The organism is Sphaerimonospora mesophila (assembly GCF_001417795.1).
GTDB lineage: Bacteria > Actinomycetota > Actinomycetes > Streptosporangiales > Streptosporangiaceae > Sphaerimonospora > Sphaerimonospora mesophila.
In genome coordinates, this window is record NZ_BCBX01000036.1 from 117,956 (window position 1) to 136,601 (window position 18,646).

Below are 18,646 nucleotides of genomic sequence, written 5' to 3' on the forward strand. Positions count from 1 at the left end.
GTGTTATCGGAAGGATCAGAACGTGAAGTCGTACCGTGTGCGCGTCGCGGCCGCGGTCGCGGCGGCGGCGGTCGCCGCCGGCGCGCTGAGCGCTTGTGCCCCCGTGCAGGCCGGTGCCGCGGCGATCGTGGGCGGTGACCGCATCAGCTCCAGCGAGCTCGACGCCGCGGTCCGGTCCCTTCATGAGGACGCGGCCGCAAACGGCCTGGACGAAAGCGACGAGCAGCGCGCCACACCGCCGCTGCCCGGGCCGCGCGAGGTCCTGGCCAACATCGCCGGCAGCCGGCAGATCATCGAGTTCGGCCGGCAGAAGGGCGTCGACGTCACCGAGCGTGAGATCGACGACATGCTGCTGGGGGTCGAGACCCAGGCCAAGCAGCAGGGCATGACGCTCAACCAGGTGCTGCTGCTGAGCGGCATCCCGCTGGAGGAGGGCCGGTCGATCATCCGCGCCATACTCGTCCGTAAGAAGCTGGAGTCGCGGATCGCCGGCGCCGAGGCGGACCCGCAGATGGTGGCGGAGAAGCTCGGCAAGGAGGTCGACGCGACGGTGCCGATCAAGTTCAGCCCCCGCTACGGCAAGTTCGACCCCGAGCGCCAGACCTTCATCGTCGACGACCGTTTCGGCGCCGTCCAGTCCGCCGCCGCCTCCCCAGGGGACGTCCCCCAGGCCGGTTAGACATGTCGCTGATCGTCGTCACCACCTCGCCTCGGGTGCCGCCGGGGCTGCTCACGCCCGCGGCCTGGCAGGCGCTCGGCGGCGGGCGGGTGCTGACCGGCAGCGCCGATCACCCCTACCTGCCCTATCTGGCCGAGGCCGGCATAGCGGTCGAGGTGGTCGCCGCCGCGGGTCGGGTCCCGGCGGACATCGCCCGCCGCAGCCGTACGGAGACACTCGTCTGGCTGGCCGCGCAGGACGGTGACGAGGCGTTCATGCGCGCGGTCGGCCACGCCGCCGTCGTCCTGGACGATCCGCCGGTCATCGAGGTCGTGCCCGGTTCCTACGATCTGCCCGGGGCGAGGCTGCTCGATCTCGTCCAGGTCATGGACCGGCTCCGCCGCGAGTGCCCCTGGGATCGCGGGCAGACCCACGAGTCGCTGGTGCCGTACCTCGTGGAGGAGGCCTACGAGGTGCTCGACACCATCGACCGGGGCGATTACCGGGCACTCCAGGAGGAGCTGGGCGACCTGCTGCTCCAGGTCGTCTTCCACGCCCGGATCGCCCAGGAGAAGTCGACCCAGGAGCCGGCCCAGGAGGGATCGGCGGCTCCAGAGGTATCGGCCCCTGAGGAGTTCCTCCCTGCGGAGTCGGCATCTGAGGGGGCGGCACAGGACCGGGACGGGTTCGACATCGACGACGTGGCCGCCGGGATCGTCGACAAGCTGGTCCGCCGCCATCCCCACGTGTTCGCCGGCGTCCGGGTCTCCGGCGTCGGCGAGGTCAGCGACAACTGGGAGGCGATCAAGGCGGCCGAGCGGGCCGCCAAGGGCGAGACGGGCTCGGCGCTGAGCGGTGTGCCGATGGCCCAGCCGGCGCTCTCCCTCGCCGCCCAGCTCCTGCGCCGGGCCGGCCGCGCCGGAGCGCCGGACGCGCTCGCCGACGACCTGCCGACGGACGCGGGCGCGCGGCTCTTCCAGTTGGTACGGCAGGCACAGGCGGCGGGCATCGATCCCGAGGCCGAGCTCAGGGCGGCGGCCAAGGAATATCGCCGCAGGGTGGAGGCCTGGGAGCGGGAACGCCCGGGCGAAGCCGGCCGGGAAAAGTTCTGAAAGAAGCCCGGGGACGACGGAATGGCCCCGCCGTACCGAGTAGTAGAGACCGATAGGCTCGGTAGGCAAACCGTCCGCGATATTGCTTAGGAGCGTTCGTGGCTGCCATCGAGGCCGTTACCGCCCGCGAGATCCTCGACTCCCGGGGTAACCCCACGGTCGAGGTCGAGGTCCTGCTGGACGACTACAGCACGGGCCGCGCCGCCGTTCCGAGCGGCGCCTCCACCGGTCAGTTCGAGGCCGTGGAACTTCGCGACGGGGACAAGAGGCGTTATCTCGGCAAGGGTGTCGAGAAGGCCGTCCTCGGCGTCACCGACGAGATCGCCGAGGAGATCATCGGCCTCGACGCCGAGGAGCAGCGCCTCATCGACCAGACGATGATCGACCTGGACGGCACGCCCAACAAGGGCCGCATCGGCGCCAACGCGATCCTCGGGGTCTCCCTCGCCGTCGCCAAGGCCGCCGCCGACAGCGCCGACCTGCCGCTGTTCCGCTACGTCGGCGGGGCGAACGCGCACGTGCTGCCGGTGCCGATGATGAACATCCTCAACGGTGGCGCGCACGCCGACACCAACGTGGACATCCAGGAGTTCATGATCGCTCCGATCGGCGCCGAGACGTTCTCCGAGGCGCTGCGGATGGGCACCGAGACCTACCACACGCTGAAGAGCGTGCTCAAGGAGAAGGGCTACGCCACCGGTCTGGGCGACGAGGGCGGCTTCGCGCCGAACCTGCCGTCCAACCGCGACGCGCTCGACCTGATCATGGTCGCGATCGAGAAGGCCGGCTACACCCCGGGTGAGGACATCGCGCTCGCGCTCGACGTCGCGGCCAGCGAGTTCCACTCCGAGGGCGTCTACACGATCGACGGCAAGGGACTGTCGGCCGTCGAGCTGATCGCGTTCTACGAGGACCTGGTCCGCTCCTACCCGCTGGTCTCCATCGAGGACCCGCTGAACGAGGAGGACTGGGAGGGCTGGCGGGCCATCACCGCCTCGCTCGGCGCCAAGGTCCAGCTCGTGGGCGACGACCTGTTCGTCACCAACCCCGAGCGGCTGGAGCGCGGCATCCGCGACAGCGCCGCCAACGCGCTGCTGGTCAAGGTCAACCAGATCGGCACGCTGTCGGAGACCCTCGACGCGGTCGACCTGGCACACCGCAGCGGCTACCGCTGCATGATGAGCCACCGCTCGGGCGAGACCGAGGACACCACGATCGCCGACCTCGCCGTCGCGACCAACTGCGGGCAGATCAAGACCGGTGCCCCGGCTCGGTCCGACCGCGTGGCCAAGTACAACCAGCTCCTGCGCATCGAGGAGCTGCTCGACGACGCCGCCCGCTTCGCCGGCCGTTCCGCCTTCCCCCGCTTCCGGGGATAGCGGGCCGGAGGGAGGTTGATCTGCGTTGGCGAAACGACCGCAGCTGACCGGGCGGGCGGCGATCCTCGCGGTCGTCGTCTGCGCCAACGCGATGAGCCTCGCCTACCCGGCGCGGGAGGTCATCGCCCAGCGGCGGGAGATCGCCAAGCTCGAGCAGGAGCAGACCCGGGCCCTCCGCGACCTGCGCACGCTGGAGGAGCGGCGCAAGCAGCGTGAGGACCCGGAGTACGTCAAGCGAATGCTCAAGGAGCGGCTGCACTACTGCGAGCCCGGCGCGAAGTGCTATGTCGTGCTCGACCAGAAGCCGGCCGGGTCCGCCTCCCCGGGCGGGGGCAAGAAGCCGGAGCCGCCCGCGTGGTACGTCACGCTGTGGCAGTCCGTCGAGGCCGCGGACCAGGGCCGCGACAGCGTTCCGGCGAGCCGGGACTGATCGCGACGCCCGGGTCGTACGGCCGCGGCGTCGCGACCGGGAGCGTCACGACCGGGAACGCGGCGGCGGGCGAAGGCGAGCGGATTCGAAACCGAGCACGAGGGAGTTCGACGGTGGTGGATCGGGCCGACCTGTCGGCGGCGCAGGCGCAACTCGGGCGGCCGCCGCGCGGGGTGCGTGCGGTGGCGCACCGGTGCCCGTGCGGCCTTCCCGACGTGCTGGAGACCGCGCCCCGGCTGCCGGACGGCACGCCGTTCCCCACGCTGTTCTACCTGACGTGTCCCAAGGCGGCGTCGGCCATCGGCACGCTGGAGGCCTCGGGGCTGATGCGGCGGATGCAGGCCAGGCTCGCCGAAGATCCCGGGCTGGCCGACGCGTACCGGACCGCGCACGAGAACTACCTCGCCCGCCGGGACCGCGCCGCCGCCGAGGACGGCATGGAGGCGCTGCCCAGGGGCACGCAGAGCGCCGGGGGCATGCCCGACCGGGTCAAGTGCCTCCACGCGCTGGTCGCGCACGAGCTCGCGGTTCCGGGGGCCAACCCGTTCGGCCGCGAGGCGCTCGACGCGCTGCCGGAGTGGTGGGCCGACGGACCCTGCGTCGCGGCGGAGCCGGCCGGTACGGAAGACTCGGCAGCCGTGGAGGAGAGATCGTCATGACACGGGTCGCGGCCATCGACTGCGGGACGAACTCGGTCCGGCTTCTCATCGCGGACATCTCGGGTGAGCGGCTCACCGATGTCGAGCGGCGGATGGAGATCGTACGGCTCGGCCAGGACGTGGATCGGACCGGACGGCTCGCGCCGGAGGCGCTGGAGCGCACGTTCGGCGCGATGCGCGGCTACGCCAAGCTGATCAGGGAGCATGCCGCGCCGGGTGGCGGGCCCGTCGGAACGCCGGTGGGGATGCCCGTCCGCGTGGTCGCCACCTCCGCCACCCGGGACGCCGCGAACCGGGCCGACTTCGTGTCGGGGGTCCGCGAGATCTTCGGTGTCGAGCCCGAGGTCGTCAGCGGGGCGGAGGAGGCCGGGCTGTCGTTCACCGGCGCCACCCGTGGTCTGGCCGACGCCACGGCCGCCGAGGGGCCGTACCTGGTGGTGGACATCGGTGGCGGCTCGACGGAGTTCGTCGTCGGCACAACCGGTGGTACGGCCGGTGGTACGGGCACCGCCGAGGGCGCCGTCAGGGGCGCCATGTCCGTCGACATCGGCTGTGTCCGGCTGACCGAGCGGCATCTCGGGTCGGCGGGCGATCCGCCGAGCCGGGAGGCCGTACAGGCCGCGATCGCGGACATCGAGGCGGCCATGGACCGGGTGGAGACCGCGGTCCCGGTGCGGGACGCCCGGACGCTGGTCGGGCTGGCCGGCTCGGTCACCACGGTCGCGGGCATCGCGCTCGGCCTGCCGGCCTACGACCCGGCGCTGATCCACCATTCCCGCGTCTCCGCCGAGCGGGTCCACGAGGTGAGTGCCCGGCTGCTGCGGATGACCCACGAGGAACGGGCGGCCATCCCGGTCATGCATCCCGGCCGGGTCGATGTGATCGGCGCGGGCGCGCTCATCCTCGATCGCATCGTCGGCAGGTACGGCCTGCCCGAGGTGGTCGTCAGCGAGCACGACATCCTCGACGGCATCGCCTGGTCTCTCGTCTGATCTCGCTGTTCCGCCCCTGTCGGGGAGAGATCTTGCCACTATTGTGCATTGCACAGTAGTGTGCCATGCGTGGATAGCAGCCAACTCCTCAAAGGCGTCCTCGACCTCGCCGTGCTCGCGGTCCTCGCCGATCGTGACGGTTACGGTTACGACGTCGTGCGCCGTCTGCGTGAGGCCGGGCTGGAGGATGTCGGCGACGCCTCCGTGTACGGAACGCTCCGCAGGCTCTTCCGGGCCGGCGCGCTCACCTCCTACGTGGTCGCCTCCGACGAGGGTCCACACCGCAAGTACTACGGCCTCAACGACGTGGGCCGGTCGCTCCTCGACACCTCGGCCAAGACATGGCGGTCGTTCGCCGACACCATGAACGACCTGCTCAAGGAGGTCCCCTCATCATGAAGACCCCGATGACCCCCAACGCGTACGCCGCCGCGGTGCGCGAGGCGCTCGCCGACCTGCCGGCGGGCGACAGGGAAGCCCTGCTGGAGGACCTGGACGATCATCTCGCCGAGATCGCGGCCGAGCCTGGGATGCCGCTGGAAGAGCGCCTGGGCACCCCGGAGGCGTACGCCGCGGAGTTGCGGGCCGCGTACGGCGGGCGCACCCAGGAGACGGACCTCCCCTTGGTCGAGTGGCTGCGCAGAAAGGTGACCGGCAGCGTGCACGCGCTGCACGTTCGACTGCTCCGCCTGCCGCCCTACCGGCAGCTGGCGGACTTCGCGCCGGATCTGCGCCCCGCCTGGTGGGTGCTGCGCGGCTACGCGATCGCCATATTCGCGCTCGCACCCCTCGGCGCACGCGGCTACTTTCCCGACAACCTGGCACAGTGGGCGTTCGCGATCGCTGTCATCTGGGGTTCGGTGTGGCTGGGCCGCCGATCAGCGCGCTCGGCGGCGTCTGCCTGGGGCCGGCTGCTGCTGCTCGGGGGCAACGTGCTGGCCGTGTGGGTGGTGTTCATCGCGGCGACGAAAATTCCGCACTCGCCATACGTCGCCCTTGACTATGCATCGGCTCAGCCTGGCAGGACGTGGGAGGCGAGCACCGCCACGCTGGTCGAGGGTGATGTGTACAACATCTTCCCCTACGCCGAGGACGGCACTCCGCTGCGAAACGTGCGCCTCTACGACCAGGACGGGCGGCCGATCACGCTCAACCCGGAAATGTACGACCAAAGGATCGCGATCCCCTGCGAGGGAGAGCCGCCGATACGCAACGCCTACCCGCTGCCGCTCACGCCGGCCACCATGGACGACGGCAGCGGCATGCCGGTGCCCGCCGATTGCGTCCCGTCCGCCGAGATGCCCACGCCGACGGCTGTGCCGTCGCCGGACGGGACGTCGGGCGTGTTCCCCTCACCGACTTCAGAGGCGACTCCCGAGCCGTCTTCTGAGCCGTCTTCTGAGCCGTCTTCTGAGCCGACTCCGGAGCCTGCGCCGTCGAAGAGCCCGGGCAAGAACCGCTGATCGGATCGTTCCCACCGGTGCGGATCATCCCTACGGGCGCGGGATCATCCGTACAGGCGGACGGGCAGGGAGAACATGCCGCGCATGATCGCGCTCGGCCACCAGGTGAGGTCGGCGGGATCGACGGCGAGCGACAGCTCGGGGAAGCGGCGCAGCACGCTGCCGATCGCGGCCTCGGCCTCGATCTTCGCGAGGGCCGCCCCCACGCAATAGTGCGGGCCTCGCCCGAAGGCCAGGTGCGGTTCGCGCCTGAAGGTACCGTGCGGTTCGCCCGCCCTGCCGGGGGAGAACGCGTCGGGATCGGGGAAGGCGGCCGGGTCGCGATTGGCCGACAGCAGCGAGACGAGGATGGGCTCTCCCGGCAGCATCTGCTGGCCGCCGATGACGACGGGCTCGGTGGGGAAGCGCCAGGTGGCGTTCCGCACCGGGCCGTCGTAGCGCAGCATCTCGTCGATGAAATCGGGCAGCCGGGCCGGATCCGAGCGAAGCGCGGCGGTCTGCTCTGGGTGACGCAGGAGCGCGAGCAGCCCGTTGCCGATCAGGGCGACGGTCGTCTCGTGCCCGGCGATCAGCAGCAGGAACGCGGTCGAGGTCAGCTCGTCCTCGTCGATCTCGCCTCGCGTGGAGCGCCGGACGAGATCGGTGAGCAGGTCGTCGCCCGGGTGCGTGCGTTTGAGCGCGACGAGGTCGGTGAGGAACTTCTCCAGCGCGTCGGTGGCCTCCGCGATCTGCGCCACCTCGGAGGCGGCGGAGGAGTCGATGACCGAGGCATGGTGGTGGAAGGTGGGGCGGTCCGCCTCCGGCACGCCCAGCAGATCACAGATGATCGTGATCGGCAGGGGATAGGCGAGCCCCGCGATCAGGTCGGCCTCCGGCCCGTCCAGGCGGTCGAGGAGATCGTCGGTCACCTCCTGGGCGCGCTCGCGCAGCCCCGCCATCCGCCGCGGCGTGAAGGCGGAGCCGACCAGCCGGCGCAGCCTGGCGTGGTCGGCGCCGTCCGCGTTGAGCATGTGGCGGGCCAGACCCGGCCGGTGGTCGAGGGGCAGACCCAGGCTCGCCGCCCGCCACTCGGGGGAGCCGGCCGCGGGGTCCTTGGCCAGGGACGGGTGGGTGAGCGTGACCACGGCGTCCTCGTAGCGGGTCACCAGCCATGCCTGGCAGCCGGGGAGCGGCACCCGGGTGACCGGGGCGTTGCGTCGCAGCCATTCATAGGCGGGATAGGGGTCGGCGTCGAACGCCGGACCGAACAGTGGGGGGCATGAGTCGTCGGACACGGCCCGGTTCCTACCCATATTTTCCCCCCGGATAGACATCTTTTTCCGGGACTCCCCGCATTCCCGGGGGCGGGAGAGAGGGATGGTTCGGGGATCGCCGAACGGTGCGTGACGCATGCTGGGGGCATGGCTCGTACTCGACGTTCGGATGGCGGGGCCCGCTGCCGGGGCGCGGGAGCCCGCCTGGCCGCGTTGGCCGCCCTGCTCGCCGACGAAACCCGGGCGGCGTTCTGCCTCGCGCTTCTCGACGGCCGCGCGTGGACGGCGAGGGAGCTCGCGCGGCATGCCGGCGTGGCCGCCTCCACCACCAGCGAACACCTGGGCAGACTCGTCGAGGGCGGGCTGCTCGCCGAGGAACGGCAGGGCCGCCATCGTTAGGTTCGGCGAGCAGGGCATGGCCCTGACAGGGCGGCGGACGCGGCGTCCTCTCGTACGCGGCTGCCTGGACTGGACCGAACGCAGACCGCATCTGGCGGGAACCGCCGGGGCCGTGCTGTGCCGCCACGCGTTCGACGCGGGATGGTGCGCACGGATAGGTTCCGGCCGGGCGGTGAAGGTGACGCCCGGCGGTGAACGGGCGCTGGCGGAACTCCTGGGCATCGGCCCCGAAAAACTTCGTTGAGCATCGAAACGATCGCGGCTTAGCTTCGCCGCATGGAAATCTCATCGCTTCGGCGGGCGGCCTGGCCCGCACCACGGCCGGCCGGCTGGGCGCCACCACCTACGTCGTGCCGGCACTGGTCGTGCTCATGTCCTGGCTGCTGCTCGACGAGGTGCCCGGTCCGCTCACGCTGGCCGGTGGCGCCCTGTGCCTGGCGGGAGTGGCCGTCTCCCGCAGCAGCGCTCGTGTCCCTCGCAGCGGAGATGTGAGCCGGGCACTCCCGGGTTCTCGTCCCGGGCAGGCGGGGTGACCTGGCACGATCGGTGGCATGAGTGCTGTTCCTCCCGGATCCGGATGGCCGGGCGACCCCGCCGGACCCGACACCCCCGTCGCCCATGACGCCCTCGACGTGGCCAAACTCGCGGGCGAGAGCCGTACGGTCGCGGAGTTGACCGCCCGCCAGTCGGTGTGCCGGGCCTGCCCCCGGCTCGTCGAGTGGCGGGAGAGCGTCGCCGACACCAAACGGCGGGCGTTCGCCGACGAGACCTACTGGGGCCGGCCGATCCCCGGCTGGGGTGACGACCGGCCGCATACGCTCATCGTCGGGCTCGCTCCGGCGGCGCATGGTGGGAACCGTACGGGCAGGATCTTCACGGGGGACCGCAGCGGTGACTGGCTGTTCGCCTCGCTGTACCGCACGGGCCTGGCGACCCGCGAGACGAGCACGCACGCCGGCGACGGTCAGCGGCTCATCGGGGCGCGGATGATGGCGGCGGTCCGGTGCGCACCGCCCGCGAACAAACCGACCACCCAGGAGCGGGACGCGTGCTTCCCCTGGCTGGCCCGGGAGCTCGCGATGACGGCCGAGTCGACCCGGGTCATCGTGGCGCTCGGCGGCTTCGCCTGGCAGGCCGTCTGGCCCGCGCTGCGGGAGGCGGGCTTCACGCTGCCGTCGCGCAGACCGCGGTTCGGGCACGGAGTGGAGGTGCCCATCGCGTACGGCACGGCCCCGGTGACGCTGATCGGCTGCTACCACCCCAGCCAGCAGAACACCTTCACGGGCCGGGTCACGGCGGAGATGCTCGACGCGGTCTTCGCCAGGGCCGTCGAAATCGCGCGGACGACGAGCTTGTGAACTGCTTCACGAGTGTGAAATCGGTCACCGACAGAAGTTCCAAGGATCTTCTACCTGCGAAAACCCGACATCCTCGACTCTGATCAGAAAAACCGCATAACTTTCCCCAAGGCGGGTTGGTGCGGATGCCAACTCGTGACCTAAGCTTGTGAATAGATTCACAAGTGAGGGCAGGAGCATGAACCGCAAGCCGAAGCACATCGTCATCGTCGGCGGTGGATACGTGGGCCTCTACACCGGCCTGCGCCTCCAGCGCACGCTGCGCGCGGAGCTCCGCGACGGGAGCGTGCAGATCACGCTGATCGACCCGCAGTCCTACATGACCTACCAGCCGTTCCTCCCCGAGGCCGCGGCGGGGAACATCTCCCCACGCCACGTCGTGGCCCCGCTCCGCCGCGTGCTCCCGAAGGTCCGGATCCTGAACGGCCGGGTCGCCAAGGTGCACCACGCGGCCAGGACCCTGGTCTTCGAGCCGTCCGTCGGCCACGCCCGGGAGATCGAGTACGACGTCGTCGTCATGGCGGCCGGCTCCATCTCCCGGACGCTGCCCATCCCCGGCCTGGCCGACGCGGCGATCGGCTTCAAGACCATCGGCGAGGCCATCGCACTGCGCAACCGGGTCCTCGCCCTGCTGGACCGGGCCGACTCGACCGACGACCCGGAGGTGCGCCGCCGGGCGCTCACCTTCGTCGTGGTCGGCGGTGGTTTCGCGGGCATCGAGGCGCTCGCCGAGCTCGAGGACATGACCGAGGACTCGATCAAGTACTACCCGGCCATCAAGAAGAGCGATCTGCGCTGGGTCCTCATCGAGGCCAGCGACCGCATCCTGCCCGAGGTCGGCCCCGAGATGGGCGAGTGGACGGCCGAGCAGCTCCGCGAGCGCGGCATCGAGCTCAAGATGGAGACCCGGCTGGAGTCCTGTGTGGGCGGCCTCGTCAAGACCTCCGACGGCGACGAGTTCGAGTCGGCGACGATCGTGTGGACCGCCGGCGTGAAGCCCAGCCCGGTCGTCGACTACACCGACCTTCCCCTGGACGAGCGCGGACGGATCAAGACGACCACCCGGTTGACCGTCGCCGGGGTCAAGGGCGCCTTCGCGGCCGGGGATATCGCCGGGGTGCCCGACATGACCAACCCCGGCCGCTACTGCGCGCCCAACGCCCAGCACGCCGTACGGCAGGCCAGGGTCCTCGGCGACAACGTCGCGGCGTACCTGCGCGGTGGGAAGCTGAAGGACTATCGGCACAAGTACGCCGGATCGGTCGCCGGTCTCGGCCTGTACCGAGGGGTCGCGAACGTCTACGGCATGAAGCTACGTGGCTTTCCTGCCTGGTTTATGCACAGAACGTACCATCTGTCGCGAGTGCCCACCTTAAACCGAAAGGTGCGGGTAGTGGCAGATTGGACGCTCGCGCTGTTCTTCAAGAGGGAGACCATCTCGCTGGGCGAGATCGAGCACCCGCGCGATGTGTTCCGGGCCGCCGCGGCCAGGAAGGGAGGACAGCCCGCCCAGGTGAAGACGACCTAGAGGCTGCTTGGCAGCGACCTCGACGGGGCGCGTCACGACCGCGGATCGCGGCCCGGGAACGGGTCATCCGAGCAAGGACGTGGCTTTGAAACACGACCTAAGCCACAACCGGTTACACATGACTGATCCTTGACATATGATCGCGACGCCCCCGTAGCCCAATGGCAGAGGCAAGCCCCTTAAAAGGGCTGTGGTGTGGGTTCGAGTCCCACCGGGGGCACTCGCGTGACGCTCACCGGAAGGACCCGTGACCTCGGCGGCGAGGTCACGGTCCGCCATCGGGTCCGCCAGACGCGTGCCGGACCAGGGAGATCACGGGCGGGCCCGATGGGGGCGGCCGGGGCCGCGCGTACGGCCCTTGCCGCAGGACGTGGCGTTGTCGGAGTTCGCGTGCATCCTGTGCAGGGCCGCCATGAGCGGAAGCTGGAGCACGAACCGGGCGCCCCCGAGCAGGGAGTCCTCCACCCGGAGTTTCCCGCCGTGAGACAGGGCGACGTCTCGGGCGATGGCCAGGCCCAGCCCGGTGCCGCCGCGGTCGCGGCTGCGTGCGGCGTCGAGTCGCATGAACCGCTCGAAGACCCGCTCGCGCTCACCCGGGGGGACGCCCTCGCCGTCGTCGTTGACGGTCAGTTCCGCGTCCAGCCCGACCTTGCGCACCGACACCTCGATGGTGCCCCTGGCGTGTCGCTGGGCGTTGTCCAGCAGATTGCCCACCAGCCGGCCGACATAGCCGGGGACGACCTTGACCATGACGTCGTCCTCGATGCTGAGCTGCGGCTGGATCCGGCCTCCTCGCTGGCAGATCTCGTCCTGCACCAGCTCGCCCAGGTCGACCGGCCGCCACTCGGCCGGCCCGCTCGTCGCCACCCGGGCCAGCAGGAGCAGATCGGAGATGATCGCCTGCAGCCGCTCGACGTCGCGCAGCGCGTGCTCGGCCATCTCACGCACGTCGGTCTGCTCGGGATGGAGTCTGGCCTCCTCCAACTGTGCGCGCAGCCCGGCCAGAGGGGTGCGCAGTTCGTGTGATGCGTCGGCGGCGAACTGCCGCTGCGACTGAAGCGCACGCATGGTGGTCTCCTTGGCCTGTTCGATGCGGCTCAGCGTGCTGTTCACGGTGCGGGCGAGCTTGGCGATCTCGTCCTCCCCGGGAGGCTCGGGTACTCGCGTACTCAGGTCATGGACGTTGATGGCGGCCAGCTCGGCCCGGATGGCCTCGACCGGACGCAGGATCCGGCCGGCGACCTTCCACGCGCCCCAGCCGGTCAATGCGATCAAGATGGCGGCCTGCGCCGCGAAGAGCAGATCGAAGCCGCGCGGCCCGGTCGTGACCGAGGCGGGACGCCCCGCGTACACGACCTGCGACCCGACCCGGATGGCGGACAGGCGCACGCAGTCGTGCCGGTCGCCGGAACAGACCTCGACGTCCTCCTGGGAATCGCGCCCGGAAGGCCAGACCGTGGTCAGCGGCGGCAGGCCGAGCGCGCGTGGAGAAGAGGCGACGACCCGCTGGCCGGGCCCGACGACCTGAACCAGGTCGATGCCGGACACCTGCGGTGTGATCGGATCGGTGAGCCGACCGGACCGGACGGCGGCGGCGGTGATCGACGCCTGCTCGCGCGCGTCCGTCCACATCGCGTCGGTCAGCGCGTGGCGGGTCACGATCGTGCCCAGCACCGCCGCCGGGACCATCAGCACCGTCGCGAGCAGGGTGGCCAAGAGCGTGATGTACCCACGGAGGGACTGCGGGCGCGGGCCGCGGACGGATAACCGCTTGCGCTCCAACAGTGAATGGATGGCCTGCATCCGACGTCCTCCTGACGGCGTGCCCGCTACCCGGCGGTGCTGGTGGTGATCGACCGGGGCATGCGCGACGCCCATCGCCGTTTGCCGGTTTCTCCCGACCTACCCGGAATTCGGACCGGGGAGCGTGTTTCAGGTCCGGGCTTCGGCAGCTGTTCTTCTATGACGAGATGGGACGGGGGTTCCGCGTCAGGCGTCTTCCGCCCTGCTCGTGGGCCTGGTGTCCTAATCTGTACCTGTCACGCTAGCACCAGACTTGAATGCATCAAGTAAAGGAACCGTCCTAGTTTGCCTCTCGGCCGAAGGGACGGCCAATGGCGGAACGGCACTCGTTTTTCCTGGTCAGCGGTCATTGTCCAAGCCGAGTACCGACGCCTTCGCGCTATGCTGGAATATCTCAAGTAAAGGAAACATCCCAGTTTCACTACCTCGGTCGTCGCCGGGGGACGCCGGGGCGGGAACCGGGAGCGATCCCTGACCGTTGGACGACATGGTGGAGTGGCAGGACTTGTGCGCCTGCCGTTCCCCGGGCAACATCCCCAGATAAAGCCGTGCGAGAGGCTGATCGGCGAGTCGCGTCCTGGAGGCAAGCAGCGATGCAGAGCAGGAACCCCATATTCACCCGGCGTGGGGCGGGCGGTCAGCAGACCTGGTCCACTCCCACGCCATCCGTTGACCAGTTGAACGCGATGTACGGCGCGCCGTCGTACGCGCCGCCCGCCGCCGGGCGGGCGATGACGATCGACGACGTCGTGATGCGCGGCTTCATGACGCTCGGCACGCTGATCGTCTCGGCGGCTCTGGCGTGGTACTTCGACCTGCCCCCGGCTCTCGCCGTCCCGGCGGCGCTGGTCGGTCTGGTCATCGGACTGATCGTCTCGTTCAAGCAGAGCACGAACCCCGCGCTCATTCTCGGCTACGCCGTCTGCTACGGCGTCGCGATCGGCATCATCAGCCACATCGCGGACGACTACATCGCCAAGGGGATCGTCCTGCAGGCGGTCGTCGGCACGATGGTGGCCTTCGGCGGCACCCTGGCCGTCTACGCACTCAAGATCTTCCGGCCCACGCCGAAGTTCACGAAGTTCGTGATCGCCGCCGGGTTCGCCGCGGTCGGCCTGATGCTCCTCAACTGGATCGCGAGCATCTTCGTCGGCGGTGGCCTCGGTCTGCGTACCGACAGCCCGTTGGGCTGGATCTTCAGCGTCGCGATGATCCTGCTCGGCTGCTTCTTCCTGCTCCTCGACTTCAGTGAGGTCGAGCAGGGGGTGCGGGCCGGCGTGCCGGAGCGCTACTCCTGGCTGATGGCGTTCGGCCTGACGCTGAGCCTCGTCTGGCTCTACCTGGAGATCCTCCGCTTCATCAGCTATTTCTCCAGCAGCGATTGACCCGTTGCCCCCGGGCGTACGTGTAGGGGTGCGCCTATCAGGACGAGATGGAAAGTGTCATCACTTTTGATCAACATCCTGTAACAAAATGATGACGTTAGGGTCTTGTCAACCGAAGGGCGGTGATGCAGGGTGACACAAAGCAGCGTTTTCGTGGAGGTGGCCATGTCGCTGAACCATTCGCCGGAGACCCAGACCAAGCTGATCGCCCGCGTCCCGTCCATCACCGGGCGCGACCTCCCCGAGTGGTTCCAGACCATCGATAACGGTCCATCGTTCCTACGCTGTGAAGAACGGGCGAAGTGGCTGGCCGACGAGCACGGACTCACCCACGGCTACGCCGCGGCGATCGTCCGGGAGCACGAACGACGGCGGCGGGCCTAGAAAACAGACCCTTACCCCGGCTCTGACATGATGCGCCCGCACCATCCCCGGTGCGGGCGCATCATTGTGTTATGGATCTAGACAAGGCTCGTGAATTCGTCCGGACCAACCACCGGGCCGTCATGCTCACGTGGCACTCCGACGGTCGGCCGCAGACGTCTCCGGTCACCGTCGGCTGCGACGAGGACGGGTACATCGTGGTCAGCAGCCGCGAGACGGCGATCAAGACCCGCAACCTGCGCAAGAATCCGCAGACGTTCCTCACCGTGATGACGGACGCCTTCTACGGCCCGTGGATCCAGGTCGAGGGCACCGCGGAGATCGTCTCGCTGCCCGAGGCGATGGACCACCTGGTCGACTACTACCGGCGGATCAGCGGGGAGCACCCCGACTGGGACGACTACCGTTCCGCGATGATCCGGGACAAGCGGGTGATCATCCGTATCACACCCACCCGCGCCGGCCCGGACCACCACGGCTGACCGGCCGTCACTCACGGCTCGAGGGGGCGGAGCGGGAGGGAGCGAGGACCGCACGCGCAAGCCCGCGGCAAGCGGGCTTCGCAGCGGACCGGAGCTTCCTCCCGGCGCAGCCCCCGGGCTTCACCGAAATTTCCGACCAGGGACTGGGACACGACCTGGGTCGTGTTTCAAAGTCATGTCCTGCTGCGCGTGGCCCAGATGGCGCCTCGCCGCGTTCTCGTCGTCGCCCGTAGCTCCGCTACGGGCTCCTCCTCGGCCTTGCGATGCATCCATCTGGATCCACGCTCGCGACGGACAGCACTTTGAAACGCTCCCTAGACGAGCCGCTCCAGGATCATCGCCATGCCCTGGCCGCCGCCCACGCACATCGTCTCCAGGCCGATGGTCTTGTCGTGGAAGCGGAGACCGTTGAGCAGCGTGGACGTGATGCGGGCACCCGTCATGCCGAACGGGTGCCCGACCGCGATCGCCCCGCCGTTCACGTTGAGGCGGTCGATGTCGATGCCGAGCTCCCGGTAGGACGGGATGACCTGCGCGGCGAACGCCTCGTTGATCTCGACGAGGTCCACGTCGCCGATGGACATCCCGGCCCGTGCGAGGGCCTGCCGGGAGGCCTCGACCGGCCCGAGCCCCATGATCTCGGGGGACAGCGCGGTCACGCCGGTCGAGACGATCCGCGCCAGCGGGGTGATGCCCAGCTCGGCCGCCCTGGTGTCGCTCATCACGATCACCGCGGCCGCCCCGTCGTTCAGCGGGCAGCAGTTGCCGGCCGTGATCGTGCCGTCAGGGCGGAAGACCGGCTTGAGCTGGGAGACCGCTTCGTACGTCGTGCCGGCACGCGGGCCGTCGTCCTTGCTGACCACGCTGCCGTCGGGCAGCGTGACCGGGGTGATGTCACCGGCCCAGAAGCCGTTCGCGATCGCCTTCTCCGCGAGGTTCTGCGACCGTACGCCGAACTCGTCCTGCTCCTGCCGCGACACCCCCTTCAGCGCCGCCACGTTCTCGGCGGTCTGCCCCATCGCGATGTAGACGTCGGGCAGGTCGCCGTCCTCGCGCGGGTCGCGCCACACCGGCGCGCCGCCCTTGGCCGACTCCTCCGTACGGCTCTGGGCCCCCGCGAAGAGCGGGTTCGCCGTGTCGGGGAGTGAGTCGGAGCTGCCCTTGACGAACCGGGAGACCGTCTCCACCCCGGCGGAGATGAAGACGTCGCCCTCGCCCGCCTTGATCGCGTGGAACGCCATCCGGGTCGTCTGCAGTGAGGACGAGCAGTAGCGGGTGACGGTCGTGCCCGGCACACCGTCGAGGCCGAGCAGCACCGCCACCACCCGCGCCATGTTGTAGCCCTGCTCACCGCCGGGCAGGCCGCACCCGAGCATCAGGTCGTCCACGTCGCTCGGGTCGAGCTGCGGCACCTTCGCCAGTGCGGCCTGGATCATCTGGACGGTCAGGTCGTCGGGGCGGATGTCCTTCAGCGATCCCTTGAACGCGCGGCCGATCGGCGACCGCGCGGTCGCCACGATGACTGCCTCGGGCATGTGGCCCTCCCCTTGCTCCTGCGCCACCGATTCCGGCGGTCTCCTGATCAGGAGGTTACCCTTCGGCCCGGAACAACCTTCGGTTGGTCATCCGTACATGCCGGGGGTGGTGGCGGTGCCGTCCTTGACGGCGTGCATCGCGCCCTTCTCGTCCCGCCACAGCCGCCAGCCGTTCTGGCTGCCCGTGAACCAGGCGGGCGGTGCGGACGCCGACGTGATCCGCTTGCCGCTGGCCAGGTCGAACTCGCACAGTGCCGCGATCGAGTAGAACCCGGGGGTCAGCCCGCGCAGCGGCAGCGGCTTCGGATCGGTCACGCAGAACGACCACCCGCTGGTCCCCTTCACCGGGGTCGGTTCGCCGGTGGCGAGATCGAAGACCGAGCCCGCCGCGTTCCGCTTGAGAAAGCCCAGCTTCTCCATGTCCCCCGGGAACGCGAGCCACCACCCGGAGCCGGGCACCTGACCCGGGGTGATCTGGCCGACCACCCGCCCCGTGTCCGCGTCGAGCCGGGCGAATCCGCCGTACTGCCCCTGCTGGTCCACCGGGCGGACCACCGGTGCGAAGGCGGGGTTGCCGCTGGGGTAGACGCGGACCACCGACGGGCGCATCCAGTCGACCATGCCGTTGCTGAGCCGGACGGAGAACAGTCCGAACGTCGAGGTCTGCTTGGTCTGCGGATTGGTGTAGGGGGCGACGTAGCCCACGAGCTTGTCGCCGGTCGCCCCGAACGCCCAGCCGCCGGACAGATCGACGCCCGGGCCGAGGGCCTGCTCGATCGGAAGCTGCCAGACCGTCTTGCCGTCCTTCAGGTCGTGTGCCTCGACCACGGGGTGGGACGCGAGGCGCAGCAACACGACGCGCTCGCGGTCCGACCACTCGACCTCGGCGATGCCGGGCAGCCGCCACAGCGTCTTTCCGGTCTTCGGCTCCAGGACGACCATGCGGGCCGACGAGAGCTCGGTGTTCTCCGACAGGCAGACGTACGGCCCGCAGCGCTGGGGGCCGAAGGTCGAGTGGACGGGCCTGGTCCACAGCTCACGCCCGGTGCGGGCGTCCCTCGCGACGAGGGTCGCCCGCTGCTTGCTCTCCTTGGCCTTGTCCTGGTCGTTCTGGCCGGCCACGGGATCGAGGGAGACGACCACCCCCTCGGTGCCGATCTCGACGGTGGCGGGGGCCTGCACCCCCATCCCGGGTAGCCGTCCGGTCATCGTCGTCGGCTTGGCCCACAGCTTCCGGCCGCTGGCCAGGTCGAGGACCACGGTCTCCAGCGTGCCGTCGGGCTTCATCGAGGTGGTCGCCGCCACCCCGGCCCCCATCGTGGCGCGGCTGACGGCGTTCACCTGGGCGTTGTCCCAGGCGGGGTGGTCCGTTTCCGCTTCACTGCCGGAACAGCCTGCCAACGCCCCGGTTGCCAGCAGGACGGTCGCTGTGAGGGTCAGAACGGGTCTCGCGTTAGGCCGGGTCATGTCGCTCCTACAGGGGGTGATGGCCTGGCCGCGAGGAGTGATCGGAATCAGCCGTTCGGCATCGGCCCGGGCCGTCGGCGGAGCATGGCGGCCCATCGTCCGTCGGGGCCGACCGCTTCGCCGTCGACCCGGGTCGCGCTGACCTCGGTGCCGGGTTCCTCTACGGCCATTGCCGCCAGATGCGATCCTTCGCCGCGCAGTGGTTCCGACTCGGGCCACAACCCCAACGCGGCGCATACAGACGGTAGCACCGCGTAAGCGGATTGTAGGTAACCTTGGGCAGATGGATGATAACGATCAGGTCCGAACATCTCGGCAGGGTTGGCCTCGAACTCGGGTCCGAGCAGGTCGGCGAAGGC

18 protein-coding genes, 1 tRNA gene and 2 pseudogenes are annotated in these 18,646 nt (G+C 69.8%); 16 read left to right on the forward strand and 5 right to left on the reverse strand.

Features of this window, described 5'->3' with window-relative positions; genetic code table 11:
* The first annotated feature begins 22 nt into the window (after positions 1-22).
* From AP234_RS36280 to AP234_RS16495, 8 genes are all read left to right on the forward strand, one after another.
* Positions 23-679, forward strand: coding sequence for a hypothetical protein (locus AP234_RS36280; protein WP_055480541.1), 657 nt, complete (start codon positions 23-25; stop codon positions 677-679).
* Between the two features lie 2 nt (positions 680-681).
* Positions 682-1,770, forward strand: coding sequence for a MazG family protein (locus AP234_RS16465; RefSeq protein ID WP_055480542.1), 1,089 nt, complete (start codon positions 682-684; stop codon positions 1,768-1,770).
* 98 nt (positions 1,771-1,868) lie between these two features.
* Entirely contained in the window at positions 1,869-3,149 is a 1,281-nt protein-coding gene (gene eno, locus AP234_RS16470) for a phosphopyruvate hydratase (RefSeq protein WP_055480543.1), read from the forward strand.
* Positions 3,150-3,174: 25 nt separating this feature from the next.
* A complete protein-coding gene (locus tag AP234_RS16475; protein WP_055480544.1) occupies positions 3,175-3,579 on the forward strand; it encodes a septum formation initiator family protein in 405 nt (134 codons plus the stop codon).
* Between the two features lie 113 nt (positions 3,580-3,692).
* Positions 3,693-4,238, forward strand: a complete 546-nt coding sequence (locus AP234_RS16480) for a DUF501 domain-containing protein (protein WP_055480545.1) — start codon at positions 3,693-3,695, stop codon at positions 4,236-4,238.
* Positions 4,235-5,230, forward strand: coding sequence for a Ppx/GppA phosphatase family protein (locus AP234_RS16485; protein WP_055480546.1), 996 nt, complete (start codon positions 4,235-4,237; stop codon positions 5,228-5,230). Before AP234_RS16480 ends, AP234_RS16485 begins: the two co-directional genes overlap by 4 nt.
* Positions 5,231-5,299: 69 nt before the next feature.
* Complete coding sequence (locus AP234_RS16490; RefSeq protein WP_055480760.1) at positions 5,300-5,629, forward strand: PadR family transcriptional regulator; 330 nt, start codon at positions 5,300-5,302, stop codon at positions 5,627-5,629.
* Positions 5,626-6,693 (forward strand): HAAS signaling domain-containing protein, encoded by a 1,068-nt coding sequence (locus AP234_RS16495; protein WP_055480547.1) that lies wholly within the window; start codon positions 5,626-5,628, stop codon positions 6,691-6,693. The genes AP234_RS16490 and AP234_RS16495 overlap by 4 nt, the downstream gene beginning before the upstream one ends.
* 44 nt (positions 6,694-6,737) lie before the next feature.
* Here the strand turns inward: AP234_RS16495 and AP234_RS16500 are convergent, their stop codons facing one another.
* Entirely contained in the window at positions 6,738-7,967 is a 1,230-nt protein-coding gene (locus AP234_RS16500; protein WP_235558200.1) for a cytochrome P450 family protein, read from the reverse strand.
* Between the two features lie 126 nt (positions 7,968-8,093).
* Here AP234_RS16500 and AP234_RS16505 point away from each other — a divergent pair.
* The 5 genes and pseudogenes from AP234_RS16505 to AP234_RS16520 all read left to right on the forward strand — a co-directional run bounded on the left by AP234_RS16505 (position 8,094) and on the right by AP234_RS16520 (position 11,451).
* Positions 8,094-8,589: pseudogene (locus AP234_RS16505) on the forward strand (winged helix-turn-helix domain-containing protein).
* Positions 8,537-8,878 (forward strand): EamA family transporter, encoded by a 342-nt coding sequence (locus AP234_RS39205; RefSeq protein WP_268778062.1) that lies wholly within the window; start codon positions 8,537-8,539, stop codon positions 8,876-8,878. The pseudogene AP234_RS16505 and the gene AP234_RS39205 overlap by 53 nt, the downstream one beginning before the upstream one ends.
* An 18-nt stretch (positions 8,879-8,896) precedes the next feature.
* Positions 8,897-9,703 carry a uracil-DNA glycosylase gene (locus AP234_RS16510; protein ID WP_055480548.1) on the forward strand — a complete coding sequence of 269 codons (807 nt, stop codon included), beginning with the start codon at positions 8,897-8,899 and terminating at the stop codon, positions 9,701-9,703.
* Positions 9,704-9,881: 178 nt separating this feature from the next.
* A complete protein-coding gene (locus tag AP234_RS16515) occupies positions 9,882-11,231 on the forward strand; it encodes an NAD(P)/FAD-dependent oxidoreductase (protein ID WP_055480549.1) in 1,350 nt (449 codons plus the stop codon).
* Between the two features lie 147 nt (positions 11,232-11,378).
* A tRNA-Leu gene (locus tag AP234_RS16520) sits at positions 11,379-11,451 on the forward strand.
* Positions 11,452-11,543: 92 nt separating this feature from the next.
* Here AP234_RS16520 and AP234_RS16525 read toward each other — a convergent pair.
* A complete protein-coding gene (locus AP234_RS16525) occupies positions 11,544-13,034 on the reverse strand; it encodes a sensor histidine kinase (protein WP_055480550.1) in 1,491 nt (496 codons plus the stop codon).
* 593 nt (positions 13,035-13,627) lie between these two features.
* On the opposite strand from AP234_RS16525, the gene AP234_RS16530 reads away from it, so the two are divergent.
* From AP234_RS16530 to AP234_RS16540, 3 genes are all read left to right on the forward strand, one after another.
* Positions 13,628-14,419: a Bax inhibitor-1/YccA family protein gene (locus tag AP234_RS16530; protein ID WP_055480551.1), complete on the forward strand. Its 792-nt coding sequence runs from the start codon at positions 13,628-13,630 to the stop codon at positions 14,417-14,419.
* 165 nt (positions 14,420-14,584) lie between these two features.
* The gene (locus AP234_RS16535; RefSeq protein ID WP_055480552.1) at positions 14,585-14,803 is read left to right on the forward strand and encodes a DUF4287 domain-containing protein; all 219 of its coding nucleotides are present in this window, start codon (positions 14,585-14,587) and stop codon (positions 14,801-14,803) included.
* A gap of 71 nt (positions 14,804-14,874) precedes the next feature.
* Positions 14,875-15,285 carry a PPOX class F420-dependent oxidoreductase gene (locus AP234_RS16540; RefSeq protein ID WP_055480553.1) on the forward strand — a complete coding sequence of 137 codons (411 nt, stop codon included), beginning with the start codon at positions 14,875-14,877 and terminating at the stop codon, positions 15,283-15,285.
* Positions 15,286-15,599: 314 nt separating this feature from the next.
* Here the strand turns inward: AP234_RS16540 and AP234_RS16545 are convergent, their stop codons facing one another.
* The 3 genes and pseudogenes from AP234_RS16545 to AP234_RS38665 all read right to left on the reverse strand — a co-directional run.
* Positions 15,600-16,820 (reverse strand): acetyl-CoA C-acetyltransferase, encoded by a 1,221-nt coding sequence (locus AP234_RS16545; protein ID WP_055480554.1) that lies wholly within the window; start codon positions 16,818-16,820, stop codon positions 15,600-15,602.
* A gap of 87 nt (positions 16,821-16,907) precedes the next feature.
* On the reverse strand, positions 16,908-18,287 hold the full coding sequence (locus AP234_RS16550; RefSeq protein ID WP_055480555.1) for a PQQ-binding-like beta-propeller repeat protein: 1,380 nt from the start codon (positions 18,285-18,287) through the stop codon (positions 16,908-16,910).
* 47 nt (positions 18,288-18,334) lie between these two features.
* A pseudogene (locus AP234_RS38665) lies at positions 18,335-18,646 on the reverse strand (SGNH/GDSL hydrolase family protein); the annotation flags it as partial.